This window comes from Streptomyces sp. NPDC001852, assembly GCF_042891825.1.
Classification (GTDB): Bacteria; Actinomycetota; Actinomycetes; order Streptomycetales; family Streptomycetaceae; genus Streptomyces.
Genome location: NZ_JBIATN010000030.1, coordinates 68,479 through 87,643 on the forward strand (window position 1 = coordinate 68,479; position 19,165 = coordinate 87,643).

A 19,165-nucleotide genomic window follows, 5' to 3' on the forward strand; every position below is an offset into this window, starting at 1 on the left:
GGACCGTTGCCCGGTCCGGGGCCCTTCGTCTGTGCGCGCGACCTGGGGGCGGGCGGAGCCCCCAGGGGCCTCAGCCCAGGTAGTCCTCAGCGATCTGCGCGGCGACCCGCTCGAGAATCGGCCCCGCGTCCGCGATGCACTTGGCGACGTCCGGCTCGACGGAGGTCAGCGGGTAGGCCCGGCCGATCCCCGCTCCCCGCAGCGCCTCCGGCGACAGAGCCAGCCGCCCGCACACCGCCACCACGGTCCTTCCCGCGGAGCGAGCCGCCGCGGCCACCCCCGCCGGCGCCTTCCCGTGCAGCGTCTGCTCGTCCAGTGACCCCTCACCGGTGATCACCAGCGAGGCCCGCTCCAGCGCGGGTGCGAAGCCCAGGACGTCCAGCATGACCTCGATGCCGGGCCGGAAGCGGGCGCCCAGCAGCAGGGCGCCGTAGCCGATGCCGCCCGCCGCGCCCGCGCCCGGCGACGCCGCGTACTGCGCCGCCCGCGGCCCCACCTCGGCCTCCAGCACCTTGGCGAAGTGGGCGAGGGCCGCGTCCAGGGTGTCCACGTCGTCCGGCGAGGCGCCCTTCTGCGGGCCGTACACCGCGGGCGCGCCCTTCGGCCCGGTCAGCGGGTTGTCGACGTCGCTGGCGAGCACCAGCTCCACGGACGACAGCCGCGCGTCCAGGCCGGACAGATCCGCACGCGCCAGGTCGGCCAGTCCCCCGCCGCCCGGCGACACCGGTTCGCCGTCCTCGTTCAGGAACCGGGCACCCAGCGCGGCCAGCATGCCCGCGCCGCCGTCCGTCGTGGCGCTGCCGCCGACGCCGAACACGATCGTCCGGGCGCCCGCGTCGAGCGCGGCCCGCAGCAGCTCGCCGGAGCCGTACGTGGAGGCCGTCAGGGGCGCGAAGACGCCGGCCGGGAGGCGCTGGAGGCCGCTCGCCTCGGCCATCTCCACGACCGCGGTCCCGCCGCGCAGCGCGAACGCGGCGGTCACCTCCTGGCCCAGCGGCCCGGCGACCCGTACCTCACGGCGCTCGAAACCGGCCGCGACCGCCGCGTCCACGGTCCCGTCGCCGCCGTCGGCCACGGGCAGCGCCTCGACCGTCAGGTCCGGCGCCACCCGGCGCAGCCCGGCCGTCACCCGCTCGGCGACCTGCACGGCCGTCAGCGAGCCCTTGAACTTGTCCGCGGCGATGAGCACCCGACGGGTCTCGTTCACTGCAGCGTCCGCCACCTTGCTTTCCCCTTGCTCTCCGGGCCCCGCGCACGTCAGGGCCAGTCGCGCCGCTGCGACCTTAACCGGAGGAGACCCCCGCCGTCATGCCCCGACCGAAGGCTGGGAAGCCGCTGAGAGGCGGCTGGGGAAAACGGGTACACCGCAGCCATGACCACCACAGGACCGGGCCTCGCCGACCGCGTCCACGGCGGCTGGCTCGGCCGGATCGCCGGGAACATGCTCGGCAAACCGGTGGAGCAGGGCGAGGTGTGGACCCGCGAGCGCATCGACCGCTATCTGCGCAAGGCCGAGGCGCTGCCGCTCACCGACTACCTGCCCGAGCCCGTCGACCCGGCCGACACCGCCGTACTGCGCCCGGAGTGGCGCCAGTGTGTGCGCGGCCGGATCCACGGCAGTGTGCGCGACGACGACGTCGACTACGCGATCCTCGGCCTGCACCTGCTGGAGACGTACGGCTTCGGCTTCGGCACGGAGCAGGTGGGCGAGCTGTGGCTGCTGCGGCTGCCGTATCTGCAGACCTTCACCGCGGAACGGGCGGCGTACCGCAATCTCGCGAACGGGCTGAAGCCGCCGCTGACGGCGACGTACGACAACCCCTACCAGGAGTGGATCGGCGCGTTGATCCGCGCCGACGTCCACGGCTGGACCCGCCCCGGCGACCCGGTGGCCGCCGCCGGCCTGGCCCGCCGGGACGCGGTGCTGTCGCACACCGGCAACGGCGTCTACGGCGCCATGTGGGCGGCCGCGCTGATCGCGGCGGCGTTCACCGCGCCGACCGTGCGGGACGCCCTGGAGAGCGCGCTCGGTGTGATCCCGGCTAGCAGCCGGCTCGCCCGTGCCGTACGGCGGGTCATGACGCTGCACGAGACGCGGCTGCCGTGGGAGGAGACCCTGGCCACGCTGGCCGCGGAGACCGCCGGGCTCGGCTGGATCCACACCGTCCCGAACGCCGCCGTCCTCACCGCCGGGCTGCTGTACGGCGACGGCGACTTCACCCGGACCGTCGCCCTGACCGTGCGCGGCGGTCTGGACACCGACTCCAACGGGGCGACGGCCGGCTCGGTGGCCGGGGTGCTCACCGGCGCGGACGCGATCCCCGCCCGGTGGAAGGACCCGCTTCAGGACACGGCCCGGAGCGCGGTGTTCGGCTTCGACGGCGTACGGATCAGTGCGCTGGCCGAACGCACCCTGCGCCTGGCGACGGCCGCCCCGTAGCCGTACGGCGGCTGGTTACCCTTCCTGAATGACCACGACTGGTGACTTCGCCGCGTACATCGCGAGCCTGCCCCGGGTCCTCGCCGGTGCAGCCGCGCTCTTCCGGGACGCCGAGGGGCGGGTGCTGCTGGTCGAGCCCAACTACCGCGAGGGCTGGGCGCTTCCGGGCGGCACGATCGAGTCGGACGACGGGGAGACCCCGCGCCAGGGCGCGCGCCGCGAGACGCTGGAGGAGATCGGGCTCGACCGGGAGCCGGGCCGGCTGCTGGCGGTGGACTGGGTGCACGGCGCGGGCCGTCCGCCGCTGGTGGCGTACCTGTACGACGGTGGTGTCCTGACGGACGCCGACCTCAAGGCCATCCGCCTGCAGGAGGAGGAACTGCTGTCCTGGCGCATGGTCGCCCGGGAGGAGATCACCGGCCTCCTCCCGGGCGCCCTCGGCCACCGGGTGCTGACCGCCCTGGACGTCCTCGCCGACGGCACCGGCACGGCGGAGCTGGAGAACGGTCACCGGGTGGCGTGACCGCTCCCGGCCGCAGTGACGACGACCGGGGCCGCCTCCGCCCGCAGTTCGAACCAGATGGTCTTGCCCGTGGGCGTCTCCGTGCTGCCCCAGGCGTCCGCGAGCAGGTCGAGGAGTTCCGTGCCGCGCCCGCCTTCCGCCTCGGTGTCGACGACCCTGCGCAGGGGGCCGGCGGACTCGGTGTCCTCGACCTCGCACGTCAGCCGGGCGTCACGCACCCGCAGGTTGAGCCTGAGCGGCCCGCGGGTGTGCCGCAGGGCGTTGGTGACGACCTCGCTGACCAGGAGTTCGGCGGTCTCGGCCTGGTCGGTCAACGCCCACTCGCTCAGCTGGGCGGTGACCAGCCGGCGGGCCCGCCCCGCGGAGGCCGGATCGCGCGGCAGGGGCCAGGAGGCGTCCCATTCCGTGGCGCGGCCACGGGGCGCGTCCAGCGGTCGAACCGGTGCGAGTGCACGGGACCACAGGGCCCACTGCCGGGTGGCCCAGGAGAGGGCGGCGTGGGTGGCCATGGGAATCAGTCCTTCTGAGCGAGGCCGTACATGTAGCAGTCGCTACACCTCGAATATAGACGTAGCGGGTGCTACGGTAAAGACATCCCCAAAAGGTATTTAAAGGTACCTATGGGATCCCGCCCCGCCTCGCTCACCGCATCCAGGAGCATTCATGCCCCGGCCGCCCGATCCGGCCAAACGACGCGACCTGCTCGACCGGATCCGCACATACGTCCTCCGCAACGGGCTGGCGGACCTCTCCCTGCGGCCCCTGGCCCGTGCCCTGGGGACCAGCGACCGCATGCTCCTGTACTACTTCGGCTCCAAGGAACGGATGGTCGCCGAGGCCCTCGCCGACTACGAGCGCCGGCCCCTTCTGCGCACCCGCGACCTGCTGGAGACCTTCGGCCCGCCGAGGGACGCGGCGGGCGTTCGCCGCTTCATGGAGGAGGCGTGGCACCGGTTCAGCGACCCGGAGGTGCGAGCCTCGCTGCCCCTCTATCTCGAGGTGATGAGCGCCAGCGTGCTCCACCCCGACCGGTACGGACCCGTCCTGCACGACATCGTCACCGAGTGGACGGACCTGTTCACCTCGGTCTTCCGCGATCTCGGCATGGACCAGGACCGGGCCCGCACCCAGGCCGTCCTGCTGACCGACGCCTCCCTCGGCCTCGTGATCGCCCCGCTGGCGAACGGCGAATGGGACCGGGCGGACAAGGCCTTCCACGCCCTCCTCGACATCCTGGAACCCGGGTGGCGGCCCACGGCGTGACGACGCCACGGAATACCCACTCGCCCCGCATCGGACAGGCGTCCTACTCTCGGCCCATGGACAGGCCTCTCCTTGCCCTTCTCAGTGGCGCAGGTATCTCCACGGAGCAGAGCATCGGCAGAAGTAACCTCGCCCCATGACCCAGGACTTAGTTCAGCGGGCGCACTGGGGCGACGCGTGTCACCAACGTCCCGGGCCAGCACCCCTAGGCCTGCCCGGCGAGGGGATGCCTTCACGTCTCGGCGCGGCGGAACTTACGGTTTGTGGGTTACCCAGAGCAGTTCCGCCGGCCAGCGGCGTGCCCAGTCGGGTGGGTCGGTTTCGTTGTAGCCGTTGGGTGTTCCGAGTTCGGGCCGCGGCTCGATGAGGTCGTCGATGATGAGACCCGCGCCGCGCAGGACCTTGACCCAGTCGCCGTAGGTGAGCTGATAGCTGGTCGCGCCGTCGTCTTCGGCGATGGTGTTCAGCCCGAAGTAGTCCTGCTGCAGCGTCGTGGTCACGCGGCTGGCGGCTTCGTCGTAGCAAGCTTCGAACCATGGGCTGGCGACGTTGAACACCAGGCGCCCGCCTCGGCACAAGACGCGTGCGGCCTGTGGGACGGCCAGATGCGGGGGCGCCCAACTGAGCCCACCGAAGTCGCAGAACACCAGGTCGAAGCTGTCGGCGGCGAAGGGGAGTTGTTCGGCGGCGCCTTGCACCAGCGGGTAGCGGGCCGCTCCCATCGCGCCGGCCGCTGCGGCGAGTTGGGCTTCGGACAGGTCGAGCCCGACCACGGTGGCGCCCTCGGCGGCGAGCGCCCTGGACCACTGGCCGGCGCCGCAGCCGAGTTCGAGGACGCGCTTGCCGGTGACGTCGCCCAGGGCGTGCAGGTGTGCGTCGGGGATGGAGTACATGCCCCACAGCCGGGGAGCTGCGCTGATTTGCGGGTCGTGCTCGTGCTGGTAGGCGCTGCTGATCTGGTTCCAGAGCCGCCGGTTGGCGGGGATGCTGTCCACGTGCCGACTCCAGCACTGCCTGCCGGGGGCGGTCAACACGATTAGGGCACTGGCCGGCCCTCGCCTCGGTCCGGCCCTGGCTCGGCCCGTGATCCGCCGGACGAGCCCTAGCCCTGTCTGGGGCCGTCGTAGTAGCCGGGCGGGGCCACCAACACGGAGTTGAAGTAGTAGCCCTGCTCGTCGTCCGGTTGATCGTCGCCGTCGAAGGGGCGCCAGAAGCTGAGCAGCAGGTCTGGCGCAACGAATGACGCGGGGTCCTCGTAGTCGGCGACGATGGCCGTGAGTTTCGACACTCGGGTCACCACCTCGAGGGCCGGCAGGCCGAAGACGTCGATTCCACGGAAGAACACGACGTCGGACGGTCCAGAAGGGCGTCCCAGCTCCACGGCCTCCAGCTGGTCACGCATGCATCCGATACTGATCATCAGGCCGCTCGGTCGGAAGATGTGCTGACCCGCTTGATCGGACGGGGACAGGGCCGCTGGTTCCCGCAGCGAGTCCAGTGCGCTGTTCGCAGCCTGGCGCGACATGCCAATCTGCAGGGGCCCGACGCCGATGGGTGGGGCGAGCTCGAAATGCATGTGCGCATGGTGTCACGGGCCGCGCTTCTCGCCCGGGGCGGCTGATTCAGGGTCTGCCGCGGAGTGCGCATTCGTTGCGTGCGCGCGGCCTCGACCCGGAGGCCGGCGAGGACGACGAACGCGCGGTCTCGGCCTGCCCGGAGGGCGAACGCCGTCCGGTGCCACCCCTCTCCCGGCTCAGCCGGTGTGCCGGTCCGTGGAGAGTAGCCACTGCCAGCGTCGACGTTCCGTGACGAGGGTGGCGGCCACGAGGAGAGACACGAGGACTGCCGCATAGATGGGCCACGCCAACCATGCGGCGATCGCGGCAGCAGCGAGCTGAAGCAGCACGAGCAGGATCGTGACCGTACCCGGAACAGGGATGATCACCTGCGCCTTGTCTCCCGGAGTGGAGAAGACGGTCGGGAGGCCAATCAGCATCACGACCGCCAAGGCGGCAAGCAGCCATGAGTACTTGGACAAGGCCCAGGGACTGGCCACCCAGGCGACGAGTTCCGCAGCGAAGCGCAGAACGGATGCGATGCGGTCGTCCGGTCTCTCCAAGTTCGCCCCCACAAGCTGTGTCGACCACCAGCGAAGGATCTTACGACCACGGATGGGGCTGTGAACGCGCCTTGGTGATCCACGTCAAGCCGTGTTCACAGTCCTTTACCGCGCGCTCCCACCCGCGCAAGCATCGGGTGCCGGTACGGCGCTGGCGGCGCGGCTGCCGACGTACGTGCCACGCGGCACGGACACGGATCGTCGGGCAGGGCCTCCGAGGCGATCAACTCGGTGCCCAGCGAGCTGCGGGCCCTGGGGCGTCCGCTGCTGGATACGCCGTCGTCGGCTACGGAGGAGCGACGACTGAGCGAAGGTGTCTGCGAGAGCTGACTCCGAGCTTGCTGAATACGTTGCCGAGGTGCCACTCCACCGTGCGTGGGCTGATGAACAGCTGGGCGGCGATCTCTGAGTTGGTGTGCCCGTCTCTGGCCAGGCCGGCGATCTGTGCCTCCTGGCCAGTGAGTTCGTCGACGGCGCCGACCGTCCGCTTGCGTACGGTTTCTCCGGTCGCCAGAAGCTCCCTGCGGGCCCGCTCGGCAAAGCCGTCGGCTCCGACCCGGCTGAACGCCTCGTAGGCGGAGCGCAGTTGAGCACGGCTTTCCTGGCGGCGGTTCTGGCGACGCAGCCACTCGCCGTACAGCAGACGCGCACGGAACAGCTGGACGGCGACCCGGCAGCGTCCGAGATGCTCGATGGCCTCCCGGTAGAGCGCATCGGCGGCTTCGCCGTCGCTCAGTAGCGCGCGCGAGCAGGCCTCCGTGCCCAGTGCCCACTCTGTTCCGCTGGTGTGCGTGCGTTCGGTGAGCTTGTCCAGCGCCGGCGCGGCGGCCGCCGGCCGTCCGCTGCGGGCGGCCGCCTCGATCAGTTCGACCAGTGCCCAGCCGAAGAAGCCCAGGTCCTCGTATTGGCATGCGCGCGTCGCGGCTGCCAGGGCGTCCTCGTAGCGGCCGAGGCCGTTGTGCAGCACTGCTGTCGCGTACTCGGCCAGGCTGAGAACACGCCCTTCACCCCGGGCGCGCACCTCTTCGATGGTGGTCTCGATAAGGTTCCGTGCCTGGGACTCCTGCCCTCGCCAGGCGGCGAGTAGCAGGGACGTGTACATCATGGGTACGCCGCCCGCCGCCTCCGAGATCGCCGTCGCCTCGTCGATCAGAGCCGCCGCGGTGTCGAATTCGCCAGCGTGCACATGGCAGCACGCCTGGTAGGTCAGCGCCATCGGGAGGACAGCGAGCGCGCCCGCTTCGCGGGCGATTCCGACGGCGCCGGTCGCCAGCTCATGCCACGCGTCGTCGTCCCACAGTTCCGGGGCGAGAGGCTCGGGTGTCACCCGGAACGCCAGCCACAGCCAGCGCCTGTCCGCATCCGGCGCGCCCGATCTCTGCTCCTGCCGGACGGCGTGCAGGGCACGCCTGAGAGCGTCGACGCTGGCGGCGTGGCCGTCGATGATCAGGCCGGCCATGCTGTCCAGCAGGACGTCTACCATCCGCGGCGGCGTCGACGGGGGCGGTCCGGCGCGGGCGGCCTCGGCCACCTCGCGCTGCCCGGGGCCCACGCTCAGGCGGCCGGCGAAGATCGCCGCGCCCACCGCTTCCATCAGGGTGTCACGGGCAAGGGCGGTGTCGAGAGGCGCCAGCCGGCATGCCGCATCGAGCAGAAGCCGCGGCGCGTCGCTGCCGCGCAGCTGGGAGAACACCAGCCGGGCCCGCAGCCGCTCCAGCCGGGCGCGCTGCAGATCGTCGAGCGGGCCGGCCTCCGCGGCTGCCAGCAGGTTGTGAGCACGGTCGGCCCCGCCGGCGTCGATCTCGGCCTGAGCGGCGGCCAGTGTACGGGTGATGCGGTGCGCGGGATCGGGCGTCAGCTCGGCCGCCCGCCGCAGGAACGAGGCTGCCGCGGCGGCTCCTCCCCGGCTTTGTGCCCTGCCGGCCGAACGCTCCAGGTCGACGGCGACGCTCTCGTCGGGCCGGGCGGCGGCGTGTGCGCGATGCCACGCTCTGCGATCAGCATCACGGCGGGGATCGGTGGCTTCCGCCAGTGCTCGGTGTGCCGCCCGGCGGCCCGGCGCGGATGCCCTCCGGTAGACGGCCGAGCGCACCAGGGGGTGATGGAACCGCACCCTGGTGCCGAACTCGACCAGTCCTGCCGCCTCGGCCGACGCGGCGGCGTCCGCCGGTATCTCCTGCAGATCGGCCGCCCGCCACAACAGATCCACGTCTCCGGTCGGCTCGGCCGCGGCGGTCAGCAGAAGTCGTCGGCTCTCCTGCGGAAGCGACCGGAACTGCCGGTGGAAGGCGGTCTCGATACAGCTCGCGACGGAGCGTCTGCCGGGGAGCCCGAAGCCGCCCGCCAGCTCGGCAGGGGTGAGCGCGTGCGTCACCTGCAACAAGGCCATCGGGTTGCCGTGCGCCTCGGCCACGATCCGGTCCCGTACGAGCGGGTCGAGCGGCACGCGGACGACCGAAGCCAGCAGGGCACGCGCATCGGGCTCGCTGAGGCCCTCGACGACCAGCTCCGGCAGACCTGCCAGCTCACGATTGTCATCGGGATCTCGCAGGGCGAAGATCAAAGCCACCGGTTCGGCCATCAATCGCCTGGCGACAAACGCCAGCACCTGGAGGGACCCTTCATCGAGCCACTGCGCATCATCGACGAGGCAGGCAAGCGGCTGGTCCTCGGCGGCGCCGGCCAACAGACTGAGCACAGCCAGGCCTACCAGGAACCGATTGGGCGCATCGCCCTCCCGCTGTCCGAACGCGACGGACAACGCATCACGCTGCGGTCCAGGCAGCTCATCAAGGCGACCCAGCATGGGCCCGCAGAGCTGGTGAAGGCCCGCGAACGGGAGCTCCATCTCCGACTCGATGCCTGCGACGCCGGCGGTACGAAATCCGACGGCCCGGCCGGCTGCGTAGTCCAGCAATGCGGTCTTGCCGATCCCTGCCTCACCGCGAAGGACCAGGACCGCACTGCTGCCCGCCCGCGCTGTGGCCAGTACCCGCTCCAGCGCGGCCAGCTCCTGGCTCCGGCCCCGCAGTGCGACCTGCGTATCGCCGGCGGGCACGCCCATGGGTCGATCTCCCAGGTCGGCTGCTTGGTACATGGCGCGACCAATACGGACATTTTTTCAGGTCGAGCCAATGGTCACTTTAGTGCGCTTTAGGGACTTTCAGTAGCTGCGCAGGTCCAGGCCCGCACGGAGCCTGGGTAGCTCCGATGACCGCACGGCCCGCCGACGCCCCTCCGCCTTTGGCGCACCGCTCTCAAACGCCCGCTGCCGGCAGCAAGCGCCCCAGACCGTACGTGCCCCGAAGTTCCTCGCTCCCGGCGCGAACGCGATGCCCCCGGGTCCAGCCACGGGTCCGACCCCGGGGTTTCCACGGGGGCGAGGCACGCACGGCACTGCCACCGTGGAGGAGTCGGCGGCACAGGGCCGCTGACGATGACAAGGAGACCCCCACACATGTCTGCAACACCCCAAGAGATAGCGATCCGGCCGTTCACGTTCGAGTTCCCCGAGACGGAACTCAAGGACCTGCGCGCTCGCATCGAGGCGGCGCGGTGGCCCGAGAAGGAGACCGTTGCGGACCAGTCGCAGGGCACGCAGCTGGAGACGATGAAGGAGCTTGCGCGTTACTGGGCGTCTGAGTACGACTGGCGCAAGGTCGAGGCGAAGCTGAAGGCCCTGCCGCATTTCATCACCGAGATCGACGGGCTGGACATCCACTTCATCCACGTCCGGTCGAAGCATGAGGATGCCCTGCCGTTGATCGTGACGCACGGCTGGCCCGGCTCGATCATCGAGCAGCTGAAAATCATCGAGCCGCTGACCAACCCCACCGGCCACGGCGGGAGCGCCTCGGACGCCTTCCACGTGGTCATCCCGTCGATGCCCGGCTACGGCTTCTCGGGCAAGCCGGCCACGACCGGCTGGGGTCCCGAGCGCATCGCGCGCGCCTGGGGCGAGCTGATGAAACGCCTCGGCTACACCAAGTACGTCGCGCAGGGCGGCGACTGGGGTGCGATCGTCGCCGACCACATGGGTGTGCAGGAGCCCGAGGGCCTGATCGGCATCCACACCAACATGGCCGGCGTGATTCCGCCCGCCATCGACGCTGCACTCATCGCGGGCAACCCGCTGCCTGAGGACCTGTCGCTCTCCGACGAGGAGAACGCGGCGGTCGAGCAGCTGGACTTCGTGTACCGGCACGTCTACTTCGCCTACATGATGGGCTCGCGTCCGCAGTCACTGACCGGACTGGTGGATTCCCCTGTCGGCCTGGCGGCCTTCCTGCTCGACCATGACGCGGCCAGCCTGGCCATGATCTCCCGGGCCTTCGCCGGAGGCACCGAAGGCCTCACCCGGGACGACGTCCTGGACAACATCACGCTCTTCTGGCTGACCAACACGGCGATCTCCGCGGCTCGCCTCTACGCGGAGAACACGACCTCCTTCTTCGGTGTCAAGGGCGTGAACCTGCCGGTCGCCGTGAGTGTCTTCCCCGATGAGATGTACCAGGCCCCGAGGAGCTGGGCGGAGCAGGCCTACCCGAACCTCGTCCACTACAACAAGCTCCCCAAGGGCGGCCACTTCGCGGCCTGGGAGCAGCCGGAGCTGCTCGTTGAGGAGATTCGTGCGGGACTCCGGTCGCTCCGCTAGACGACCCTGATCGAGGGATGGCACATGCCCTCGCTCGCGGGTGCGACCGAGTGGCTCAACTCCGAGCCACTCGGTCGCCCCGAGCTGCGCAGCCGCGTCGTCCTCGCGGACTTCGGCACGCTGACGTGCATCAACTGGCTGCGCACCCAGCCGTACGTCCGCGGCTGCTCGCGGGCCTACCGCACGCGAGCCGCCACGCACGCGCTCAGAGCAGGACGCGCTCGTTGGGCCAGGCCGGGGAGGCGACCTCCGGAGTCCAGCTGTCCGCGGTGGTGGTGTGCTGCACTGCCGACCCAGATGAGGTCTGTGAACGCGGCTTGATGATCCATGTCACCCTGTCCCGCGTCCAGATATCCGGTCGCTCCGAGCAGGCGAGCGCCGTACCTTCATGTCCATGAACAGGCCACTCGTCGCCATCCTCAGCGGGGCAGGCGTCTCCACCGACTCCGGCATCCCTGATTACCGCGGTCCCAACGGTCTGTGGCGCAAGGATCCCGAGGCCGAGAAGCTCGTGACGTACGAGTACTACATGGGTGATCCGGAGATCAGGCGCCGGGCCTGGCTGATGCGGCGGGAGACGCAGAAGCTCGGGGCCGAGCCCAACGCCGCGCACCGGGCCGTCGCCGAGCTGGAGAGGTCCGGGGTGCCGGTGCGGGTCCTCACCCAGAACGTCGACGGACTCCACCAGCTCGCCGGCATGCCCGCCCGCAAGGTCCTCGAACTCCACGGCACCGCCCGCGAAGTCGTGTGCACCAAGTGCCATGCCCGCGGACCCATGGAGGACGCCCTCGCCCGCGTCGACGCCGGTGAGGACGACCCCGCCTGCCAGAAGTGCGGCGGCATCCTCAAGCCCGCCACCGTCATGTTCGGCGAACGCCTCGACCCCGTCGTCCTCGGCCAGGCCGCCGCCATCTCCAAGGCCTGCCAGATCTTCATCGCCGTCGGCAGCACCCTCCAGGTCCAGCCCGCCGCCGGACTCGCGGGAGTCGCCGCCGACCACGGCGCCCGCCTCGTCGTCGTCAACGCCGAGCCGACCCCGTACGACGAACTCGCCGACGAGGTCCTACGGGAGCCGATCGGCACCGCCCTGCCCGAACTGCTGCACCGGCTGAGTGGGAAGCACGAGTGACAGCTCGCGTGAAGTCGTTCTGCAGGTTCTGTCGCCACTCGGCGGTACGAAGTAAACGGGAGTACTCAGGGTAGATCGGCGATGTCAACGCCGACTGGCAGCCGGAGGCCAGGAGGTGCCTCCTGCAAGCCGAAGTGTGGGGGATGGCTGAAGTCAGCGGCTTGAGCGAAGTCGACGATGCCACCGGTAAATTGAGCGGGTGGAGCCGTGCTGTAGATGGACGGGAGACGGTGTTCACCGAAATTGACTATGCCACCTGCGAATGCCGCCCCGGTGAAGTCAACACGTCCACCACGGAACTCGGCGGCCTCAAAAAGGATCTCACCTGCGGTGAAGGCGGCGTCACGGAAGATTACTTGAGCATCGGCGAAGCAAGCACTGTCGAAGGTGACCCAGCCGCCGTTGAACTTGGCGCGGTTGAAACGCAGGGTCCCACCTCGGAACTCGGCGAGGCGGAAGTAGACATGAGCGCCTTCGGCGAATTCGGCCTCGTCGAAGACAATCTGGTCATGGCCGTGACCGACGAACAGGGCTTTGATGAAGATGATCTCACCCCCGGTGAAACGGGCTCGCCGAAAGTCGGCCTCATCCAGCACGGCTCCGGTGAAGTCGAGATCGTAGCCTTGCCAGGACTGGACCGAGTCGTCTCGTAGGTGAGCGGCTATGAGCCGCAGGATGGTCAGGCGGACCTCTCGTTCGCACTGCCACACCCTGAGTGCTTCCTCATCGCTGGGTGGATCGGGCGCGTGCGGCATCCGCAGATAGCCGCACAGGACATCGATGCACATCTGCCGTTCTTGCAGCCACTCGTCGGCGAGCCGCGCCATGGCAGAGGCGCCGGCCATCCGAACTGCCGGCTGATTCGCCGCGAGTTGCTCGGCAGCAGCGCCGAATCGTTCGGTCCGCGTTTTGTCGTGCTCGCGCGCCTCAGCCGTCTCACCAAGTTGCTGACGGCGGTAGGCAACCACCAGAGCCACCACACCACCGGATCCCGCGACCACCGTCAGTGCAATCTTGATGGCGTCGTACGTGTCAGCGGGCCCGAGCACTCCGATCACCCGTATCCGGGGTGCACCGAGCACCAGCCATAGCAGCCCCAAGACCACAACCACTGCCGCAACGGCCACCACCAGCACTACGGCAACATGTCGGCCCAGCGACCAGCGCATCACGCCGCGCGACGCCGGGCTGGAACTCTCAGGAGACTCCGCAGAAGGCACGATCTGCCACTATGCCAGGCTGTCCGCCCACGGGAACAGCAATGACCGAAAGGGATCCAACTTCGGGTGGGGGATGGCTGGTTGGGTACAAAGCCCGACGCACCGCAGAAGGACCCCAAGGCACGAGGCAACAGGGCATTCCTCAGAACACCGCTCGGAATACCGCCTGCACAACACTGACGGTGCGCTAAAGCTGCGTGTGTTACATCCACCGATGCCTTGCGACTCCGGGATCCCGGACCACCGCGGGCCGAACGGGCTGTGGCGGCGGGATCCGGAGGCCGAGAAGCTCGTGACGTACGAGTACTGCATGGCGGACCGGGAGATCCGGCGGCGGTCCTGGCAGATGCGGCGCGAGAACCGCACGCTCCAGGCCGAGCCGAACGCCGCGCACCGGGCCGTCGCCAAGCTGGAGAGGTCCGGCATCCCGGTGCGGGTCATCACGCAGAACGTGGACGGGCTGCACCAGCTCGCCGGGATGCCCGCCCGCAAGGTGCTCGAACTGCACGGCAGCGCACGGAGTGTCGTCTGCACCCGGTGCCATGCGCGCGGCCCGATGGACGACGCCCTCGCCGGGGTCGAGGCCGGCGAGGAGGACCCGGCGTGCCTGGAGTGCGGCGGCATCCTGAAGTCGGCGACCGTGATGTTCGGCGAACGGCTGGACCCGATGGTCCTCGGCCAGGCCATGGCCATCAGCAGGGCGTGCACCGTGTTCGTCGCCGTCGGCAGCAGCCTCCAGGTCCAGCCCGCCGCAGGCCTGGTCGGCGTCGCCGCGGACCACGGCGCCCGTCTGGTCATCGTCAACGCCGAGCCGACACCGTACGACGAGCTCGCCGACGAGGTCGTACGCGAGCCGATCGGCACGGCGTTGCCCGAACTGCTGGACCGCATCCGGACCGAGAGCGGCACATAGGATCCCGCCCGCCCCCAGCAGCCCCCACGGCGGCCCGAACTGGAGCCCCGCCGGCGTCGCACCGCGTACCGGGCGGACGCCGTCGGGTCACGACGAGAACAGCGCCGCTCCCCGTTCGAAGTCCAGCAGCCGGCGTTTGCGGTCCAGGCCGCCGCCGTATCCGGTGAGGTCACCGCCCGCGCCGACGACGCGGTGGCAGGGCACGATGATGCCGATCGGGTTCCTGCCGTTGGCGAGGCCGACCGCGCGGGACGCCTTGGGGTTGCCGAGGGCCTCGGCGAGTTCGCCGTAGGAGCGGGTCTCGCCGTACGGGATCCGGGTCAGCCGGTCCCAGACGCTGCGCTGGAACGGCGTACCGGTCAGGCGGAGTTCGAGGGTGAAGCGGGTCAGCTCGCCCGCGAAGTAGGCCGACAGCTGTTCCTCGGCCTCGGCGAAGGGGGCGTCGTCGCGGCTGCCGAAGGTCTCCTCGGGCGGCCGGTGGCGCTGGTCGGTCATGTACAGGCCGCACAGGACCCCGTCGTCGGCGACGAGGGTCAGGGGGCCGTAGGGGCTGTCGATGACGGTGTGCTGCTTCATCGATGAATCCTTGATCGATAAGTCCTCAGACGGGAAGGAAGTTGATCGGGTGGCCGTCGGTCGCCCACAGGTACTGCACGGCGTACGCCCGCCAGGGCCGCCAGGCCTCGGCGCGGGCGGTGAGCGCGGCCGGGGTGGAGGGAAGTCCCAGCTCCTGTGCCGAGCGCCGGATGCCGAGGTCGGTGGGGAGGAAGGCGTCGGGGTCGCCGAGGGCGCGCATGGCAATGACGTCGACCGTCCACGGTCCGAAGCCGGGCAGCGAGAGGAGCCGGGCGCGGGCCTCGGCCCAGTCGGACTCGACGCCCAGGTGGAGGGAGCCGTCGGCCAGTTCGCGGACCAGGGTGGTCAGGGTGGTGCGCCGGGTCCGGGGCATCGCCAGGGTCCCGGGATCGACGGCGGCCAGTGCCTCGGGGGACGGGAAGAGGTGGGTGAGGCCGCCCTCGGGGTCGTCCAGGGGCTTGCCGTGCGCCGTGACCAGGCGGGCCGCGTGGGTGCGGGCGGCGGCCGTGGAGACCTGCTGTCCGAGTACGGCGCGGACGGCGAACTCGGCCTCGTCGACCGTGCGCGGCACCCGGCGGCCGGGCGCCTTGTCGACCAGCGGGGCGAGCACCGGGTCGGTGCGCAGCCGGTCGTCGACGGCGACGGGGTCGGCGTCCAGGTCGAGCATGCGGCGGCAGCGGCTGATCGCCACGGGCAGGTCGCGCAGATCGCTCAGGGTGAGGCGGCAGGCGATGTGGTCGGGGCGGGGCGTGAGCGAGACGATCCCGTGGCCGTACGGCAGGCGCAGCGTGCGCCGGTAGGCGCCGTCGCGCCATTCCTCGACGCCGGGTACGGCGGTGGCGGCGAGGTGGCCGAAGAGGTTGGACGGGTTGAGCGGTGCACGGAACGGCAGCCGCAGGCTGAGCCCGCCCGGCGCGCCGGCCCCGGACTGCGGCGCGCGGGCGCGCAGCTCGCTCGGGGTCAGGGCGAAGACCTCGCGGACGGTGTCGTTGAAGGTGCGGATGGAGGAGAAACCGGCCGCGAAGGCGATCTCCGTCATGGGCAGCGGGGTGGTCTCGATGAGCAGCCGCGCGGTCTGGGCGCGCTGGGCGCGGGCGAGTGCGAGGGGGCCCGCGCCGAGTTCGGCGAGCAGCTGTCGCTCCACCTGTCGGGTGCTGTAGCCGAGCCGGTCGGCGAGTCCGGGCACGCCCTCGCGGTCCACGACGCCGTCGGCGACAAGCCGCATGGCGCGGGCCACCAGGTCGGCGCGCTGGTTCCACTCCGGGGAGCCGGGGCTGGTGTCCGGGCGGCAGCGCTTGCAGGCCCGGAACCCGGCCTGCTGGCAGGCGGCCGCGCTCGGGTAGAAGGTCATGTTCTCCGGCTTGGGCGGGACGACGGGACAGCTGGGCCGGCAGTAGATCCGGGTGGTCAGGACGGCCGTGAAGAACCACCCGTCGAACCGCGCGTCCTTGGACTGCACGGCGCGCACGCAGTGCTCCCGGTCGAGGTGCGTCGCTGTCTGCATGCGTCCAGCATCGGCCACCCGGGGCCACGACCGCTGGCGGAAATCCGACACCAGCGTCCGCGGGCCTGGCGGGGTCCCGATCCGGGGCTCGTACGGTCGCCCCGTGCGCCCGCGTCCCGCTCCAGCCGCCGGTCGTGTTGCCGCGGCCACTCCCGTCGGTGCCCTCACCGGCCGTCTTCGGTGGTCCGGTCAGGCGGCGGCCTGCCGGAACCCGGCGATCCACTCGGCGGTGTGGCGGAGCCCGCCGAACGTGTAGAAGTGCACCTTCACGGCGCCGTGCCGCTCGGGGTCGTAGCGGTGGGCGAGCGCGTGCAGGAAGCGGTCCGGGCCGGTCGTACCCATGAGGTTGGTCAGCGAGAAGCCGTACTTGCGGGCGACGGAGGCGCTGGTGGCGACGCCGAACCGGGTGGCGTGGCCGAGCAGCCGCCGTACGCCCGCCGGTCCGGGCACACCGACGCGGACGGGCAGCTGCACGCCCCGGGCACGGGCGGCCTCCAGCCAGCCGAGGACGGGGTCGACGTCGAAGCCGAACTGGGTGATGACGTCGCCGCCGAACCGGTGCGCCCCGAGGGCCGCCGCCTTGTCGGTGAGCGCGGACCACAGCGTGCCGTCGGCTATCGCGGGGTGGCCGTCCGGGTAGCCGCTGATGCCGACGTGCCGGACGCCGTGGCGCTGGAGCAGGCCGGTGCGCAGGACGGCGAGGGCGTCCGGGTACGGGCCTTCGGGGCGGGCGGGGTCGCCGCCGACGACGAAGACGTTCTCGGCGGTGCCGTCCTCGGCCAGCCCGGACAGGAACTCCTCCAGGGCGGCGCGGGAGGGCAGGCGGCGGGCCGAGATGTGGGGCACGGGGACGAAACCGAGCCGCTTGACCGCGCGGGCGGCCGCCAGCCGCATGCCGAGGTCCTCCCCGGCGAGGAAGGTGATGTTGATCCGGGTGCCCGGCGGGATGCTGCCCTGCGCCTCCTCCAGCCGGGGCACGTCCTTGCCGGTCATCTCCATCGAGAAGTCGTCCAGCAGCGCGGCACCGATGACCGGGGGGACGGTGAGAGCGGGGTTCATCGTGCTCCTCGTACGACGGCGTTCGGGTCCCCGGCCGATGATGTCACGCGGGCCGCGGGGGGCGCGGCCCGGGGCCGGGGCCCGGTGTCAGTGGCGTCTGCTCTACTTGCGGCAGATGGATCGACGTTCTGTGGACCGACGTTCTCGGGGGGACCGATGGGTGTGTTGACCGACTACTTCAGGGCGCCCGATGCCACCACGGTGGTCCGGGCGCTGGAGCGTACGGAGGGCGGCTCTCCGGTGCTCACCGGCTTCGGGTTGGACGGGGTCCAGGCCAAGCGACTGGACCCGGACGTCGTCCTGGGCGAACTGGTCGCCGCGGTGTGCCGGGTTCCGTGGTCGCCGGACCTCGTCGCGGAGGTGAGCGTCTGGCCCGCGACCCCGGAACCCGGCCCGGACGGCCCGGCGAGCGAGGACGATCCCTGGGCGACCGGGCCGTGGGTGACCGAACTCGACACCGCCGTACGGGACGCCCTCGCGGGAGTGCCGGACGCCGACGTGCCCGCGGCCGTCGCCAGGTGGGTCCGGTCCGAGGAGCTGCACGGAGCCCTCGCCGAGGACATGCAACCCCTGGCGGAGGAGTTGATCGGACTCGCACGGCGGGCCCGCGCCGCCGGCGAGCGGCTGTACTGCTGGATATGCCTGTAGGAACCGCCGGTTGTCCCGCGCGGACCGCGCGTCGCCGTGCCGAAGCCCGCCTCGGCCTCGGTGTCGACCGGCACCGGCGGGCCGTTCGGCGCGGAGGGCCCGATCATCATGACCGGCGGCGCCGTCGGCTCCCTGCTGGCCCAGTTCCTGAAGGTCACCATCGACGAGCGCAAGGCCCTGCTGGTGGCGGGTTCGGCCGCCGGCATGCCGGCTGGTGCACGCCTTCGCCGTCCCGTTCGGGTACGTCGCCCGCCCGTACGTCGTCCACCGCTCCCGGGCCGGCGCGGGTGCCGGTGCCCGCGGCACACTTATGGACCGGTGTCCCGGACCGGCTTTGGCCCTGGTGAGCGGACCATGGCGGCGGCAGAGTGGTGCTCCCGAACCCGAGGAGGTCCCTGACCATGCGTTTCCGGCACGCGGACACCATCTGGGCCACGTTTCCCGAACTGGCCTCCGGCGTGCTGTACGCCGACGGCATCGGCGCCGCCGTGGACACCGGTCCGCGCGCCGCCGAGTACACCGCCCGCGCCCTGGCCCGGCTGGCCGGTGCCACCGAGGGTGAGTTCCCCGAAGTGCTCGCCTGGCGGCGGACGTTCAGCCGGACGGGGGTCAAGCCGACGCAGTACCGGTGCGCCTCGGAGTCGCTGCTGCGCCGGCTGCGGAAGGAGGGGACGCTGCCGCGCATCCATCCACTGGTCGACCTGTGCAACGCGCTGTCGGTGGCGTACGCGGTTCCGGTGGCGGTCCTCGACGTGGACCGGATCACCGGGCCGCTGCTGGAGGTGCGGCCGGCGGGCGGTGACGAGACGTACACGGCCTTCGGCGGGAGCGTCGAGCGGCCCGCGCCCGGCGAGGTGACCTTCGTCGACTCCGCCGGCCGCGCGCACGCGCGGCGCTGGTCCCACCGGCAGAGCGGCCACTCGGCGGTCGGCGGGGACACCCGCCGGGTGCTGGTGGTGGCGGAGGCCATGCACGACGGCGGCGCGGAGATCGTGCCCGAGCTGCTGAAGACGCTCGAGGCGGAGGTGGCGGCACACTGGGGGGCCGCCACGGGGACGGCCGTACTCACCCGGGCCGCTCCGGACTTCGACTTCGGCGGCTGAACCGGCGCGTGACA

The 19,165-nt window shown here is 71.2% G+C and carries 19 protein-coding genes; 9 read left to right on the top strand and 10 right to left on the bottom strand.

The window, feature by feature from the left end; translation table 11 throughout:
* Positions 1–70 precede the first annotated feature (70 nt).
* On the bottom strand, positions 71–1,207 hold the full coding sequence (locus ACFYZB_RS37105) for a glycerate kinase (RefSeq protein ID WP_388765987.1): 1,137 nt from the start codon (positions 1,205–1,207) through the stop codon (positions 71–73).
* A gap of 165 nt (positions 1,208–1,372) precedes the next feature.
* Between ACFYZB_RS37105 and ACFYZB_RS37110 the strand changes: the two genes are divergently transcribed.
* Together ACFYZB_RS37110 and ACFYZB_RS37115 are read left to right on the top strand one after the other, a co-directional pair.
* Positions 1,373–2,440: an ADP-ribosylglycohydrolase family protein gene (locus ACFYZB_RS37110; RefSeq protein ID WP_388765989.1), complete on the top strand. Its 1,068-nt coding sequence runs from the start codon at positions 1,373–1,375 to the stop codon at positions 2,438–2,440.
* A gap of 28 nt (positions 2,441–2,468) precedes the next feature.
* Positions 2,469–2,963 carry an NUDIX domain-containing protein gene (locus ACFYZB_RS37115; protein WP_388765990.1) on the top strand — a complete coding sequence of 165 codons (495 nt, stop codon included), beginning with the start codon at positions 2,469–2,471 and terminating at the stop codon, positions 2,961–2,963.
* Here the strand turns inward: ACFYZB_RS37115 and ACFYZB_RS37120 are convergent.
* Positions 2,948–3,472, bottom strand: a complete 525-nt coding sequence (locus ACFYZB_RS37120) for an ATP-binding protein (RefSeq protein ID WP_388765992.1) — start codon at positions 3,470–3,472, stop codon at positions 2,948–2,950. The genes ACFYZB_RS37115 and ACFYZB_RS37120 overlap by 16 nt on opposite strands.
* Positions 3,473–3,626: 154 nt before the next feature.
* On the opposite strand from ACFYZB_RS37120, the gene ACFYZB_RS37125 reads away from it, so the two are divergent.
* Positions 3,627–4,226: a TetR/AcrR family transcriptional regulator gene (locus ACFYZB_RS37125; protein ID WP_388765993.1), complete on the top strand. Its 600-nt coding sequence runs from the start codon at positions 3,627–3,629 to the stop codon at positions 4,224–4,226.
* Positions 4,227–4,480: 254 nt separating this feature from the next.
* Here the strand turns inward: ACFYZB_RS37125 and ACFYZB_RS37130 are convergent, their stop codons facing one another.
* From ACFYZB_RS37130 to ACFYZB_RS37145, 4 genes are all read right to left on the bottom strand, one after another.
* The gene (locus tag ACFYZB_RS37130) at positions 4,481–5,221 is read right to left on the bottom strand and encodes a class I SAM-dependent methyltransferase (RefSeq protein WP_388765995.1); all 741 of its coding nucleotides are present in this window, start codon (positions 5,219–5,221) and stop codon (positions 4,481–4,483) included.
* A 107-nt stretch (positions 5,222–5,328) separates the two neighbouring features.
* Positions 5,329–5,628: a hypothetical protein gene (locus ACFYZB_RS37135; protein WP_388765996.1), complete on the bottom strand. Its 300-nt coding sequence runs from the start codon at positions 5,626–5,628 to the stop codon at positions 5,329–5,331.
* Between the two features lie 351 nt (positions 5,629–5,979).
* Complete coding sequence (locus tag ACFYZB_RS37140) at positions 5,980–6,345, bottom strand: hypothetical protein (protein WP_388765998.1); 366 nt, start codon at positions 6,343–6,345, stop codon at positions 5,980–5,982.
* A gap of 286 nt (positions 6,346–6,631) precedes the next feature.
* Positions 6,632–9,409, bottom strand: coding sequence for an ATP-binding protein (locus tag ACFYZB_RS37145; RefSeq protein WP_388766000.1), 2,778 nt, complete (start codon positions 9,407–9,409; stop codon positions 6,632–6,634).
* A 393-nt stretch (positions 9,410–9,802) separates the two neighbouring features.
* On the opposite strand from ACFYZB_RS37145, the gene ACFYZB_RS37150 reads away from it, so the two are divergent.
* Positions 9,803–10,999 (top strand): epoxide hydrolase family protein, encoded by a 1,197-nt coding sequence (locus ACFYZB_RS37150; protein WP_388766001.1) that lies wholly within the window; start codon positions 9,803–9,805, stop codon positions 10,997–10,999.
* Positions 11,000–11,393: 394 nt separating this feature from the next.
* Positions 11,394–12,128: an NAD-dependent deacetylase gene (locus ACFYZB_RS37155; protein ID WP_388766002.1), complete on the top strand. Its 735-nt coding sequence runs from the start codon at positions 11,394–11,396 to the stop codon at positions 12,126–12,128.
* Positions 12,129–12,193: 65 nt separating this feature from the next.
* Here the strand turns inward: ACFYZB_RS37155 and ACFYZB_RS37160 are convergent, their stop codons facing one another.
* Positions 12,194–13,348 carry a pentapeptide repeat-containing protein gene (locus ACFYZB_RS37160; RefSeq protein WP_388766004.1) on the bottom strand — a complete coding sequence of 385 codons (1,155 nt, stop codon included), beginning with the start codon at positions 13,346–13,348 and terminating at the stop codon, positions 12,194–12,196.
* 214 nt (positions 13,349–13,562) lie between these two features.
* Here ACFYZB_RS37160 and ACFYZB_RS37165 point away from each other — a divergent pair, with 214 nt between their 5' ends.
* Positions 13,563–14,261 (top strand): NAD-dependent deacetylase, encoded by a 699-nt coding sequence (locus ACFYZB_RS37165; protein WP_388766005.1) that lies wholly within the window; start codon positions 13,563–13,565, stop codon positions 14,259–14,261.
* An 87-nt stretch (positions 14,262–14,348) separates the two neighbouring features.
* Here ACFYZB_RS37165 and ACFYZB_RS37170 read toward each other — a convergent pair whose 3' ends face one another.
* From ACFYZB_RS37170 to ACFYZB_RS37180, 3 genes are all read right to left on the bottom strand, one after another.
* Positions 14,349–14,837 (bottom strand): methylated-DNA--[protein]-cysteine S-methyltransferase, encoded by a 489-nt coding sequence (locus ACFYZB_RS37170; RefSeq protein WP_388766007.1) that lies wholly within the window; start codon positions 14,835–14,837, stop codon positions 14,349–14,351.
* Positions 14,838–14,862: 25 nt separating this feature from the next.
* Positions 14,863–16,341 (bottom strand): AlkA N-terminal domain-containing protein, encoded by a 1,479-nt coding sequence (locus ACFYZB_RS37175; RefSeq protein ID WP_388766008.1) that lies wholly within the window; start codon positions 16,339–16,341, stop codon positions 14,863–14,865.
* Between the two features lie 189 nt (positions 16,342–16,530).
* Complete coding sequence (locus tag ACFYZB_RS37180; protein WP_388766009.1) at positions 16,531–17,400, bottom strand: methylenetetrahydrofolate reductase; 870 nt, start codon at positions 17,398–17,400, stop codon at positions 16,531–16,533.
* 156 nt (positions 17,401–17,556) lie between these two features.
* Here ACFYZB_RS37180 and ACFYZB_RS37185 point away from each other — a divergent pair, with 156 nt between their 5' ends.
* Genes ACFYZB_RS37185 through ACFYZB_RS37195 form a run of 3 tightly spaced genes read left to right on the top strand, consistent with a single transcriptional unit; the run spans position 17,557 to position 19,151 of the window.
* Positions 17,557–18,048, top strand: a complete 492-nt coding sequence (locus ACFYZB_RS37185) for a hypothetical protein (RefSeq protein ID WP_388766011.1) — start codon at positions 17,557–17,559, stop codon at positions 18,046–18,048.
* A gap of 36 nt (positions 18,049–18,084) precedes the next feature.
* Positions 18,085–18,447 (top strand): chloride channel protein, encoded by a 363-nt coding sequence (locus tag ACFYZB_RS37190; RefSeq protein WP_388766013.1) that lies wholly within the window; start codon positions 18,085–18,087, stop codon positions 18,445–18,447.
* 2 nt (positions 18,448–18,449) lie between these two features.
* Complete coding sequence (locus ACFYZB_RS37195) at positions 18,450–19,151, top strand: B3/4 domain-containing protein (RefSeq protein ID WP_388766014.1); 702 nt, start codon at positions 18,450–18,452, stop codon at positions 19,149–19,151.
* Positions 19,152–19,165: the final 14 nt, after the last annotated feature.

Bases quoted from the DNA above. Each gene is read 5' to 3' on its own strand.
- ACFYZB_RS37165 (WP_388766005.1), top strand. From the start codon at position 13,563: ATGCCTTGCGACTCCGGGATCCCGGACCACCGCGGGCCGAACGGGCTG.
- ACFYZB_RS37185 (WP_388766011.1), top strand. From the start codon at position 17,557: ATGGGTGTGTTGACCGACTACTTCAGGGCGCCCGATGCCACCACGGTG.
- ACFYZB_RS37195 (WP_388766014.1), top strand. From the start codon at position 18,450: ATGCGTTTCCGGCACGCGGACACCATCTGGGCCACGTTTCCCGAACTG.
- ACFYZB_RS37120 (WP_388765992.1), bottom strand. From the start codon at position 3,472: ATGGCCACCCACGCCGCCCTCTCCTGGGCCACCCGGCAGTGGGCCCTG.
- ACFYZB_RS37170 (WP_388766007.1), bottom strand. From the start codon at position 14,837: ATGAAGCAGCACACCGTCATCGACAGCCCCTACGGCCCCCTGACCCTC.
- ACFYZB_RS37145 (WP_388766000.1), bottom strand. From the start codon at position 9,409: ATGGGCGTGCCCGCCGGCGATACGCAGGTCGCACTGCGGGGCCGGAGC.
- ACFYZB_RS37135 (WP_388765996.1), bottom strand. From the start codon at position 5,628: ATGCGTGACCAGCTGGAGGCCGTGGAGCTGGGACGCCCTTCTGGACCG.
- ACFYZB_RS37125 (WP_388765993.1), top strand. From the start codon at position 3,627: ATGCCCCGGCCGCCCGATCCGGCCAAACGACGCGACCTGCTCGACCGG.
- ACFYZB_RS37180 (WP_388766009.1), bottom strand. From the start codon at position 17,400: ATGAACCCCGCTCTCACCGTCCCCCCGGTCATCGGTGCCGCGCTGCTG.
- ACFYZB_RS37110 (WP_388765989.1), top strand. From the start codon at position 1,373: ATGACCACCACAGGACCGGGCCTCGCCGACCGCGTCCACGGCGGCTGG.
- ACFYZB_RS37150 (WP_388766001.1), top strand. From the start codon at position 9,803: ATGTCTGCAACACCCCAAGAGATAGCGATCCGGCCGTTCACGTTCGAG.
- ACFYZB_RS37115 (WP_388765990.1), top strand. From the start codon at position 2,469: ATGACCACGACTGGTGACTTCGCCGCGTACATCGCGAGCCTGCCCCGG.
- ACFYZB_RS37155 (WP_388766002.1), top strand. From the start codon at position 11,394: ATGAACAGGCCACTCGTCGCCATCCTCAGCGGGGCAGGCGTCTCCACC.
- ACFYZB_RS37175 (WP_388766008.1), bottom strand. From the start codon at position 16,341: ATGCAGACAGCGACGCACCTCGACCGGGAGCACTGCGTGCGCGCCGTG.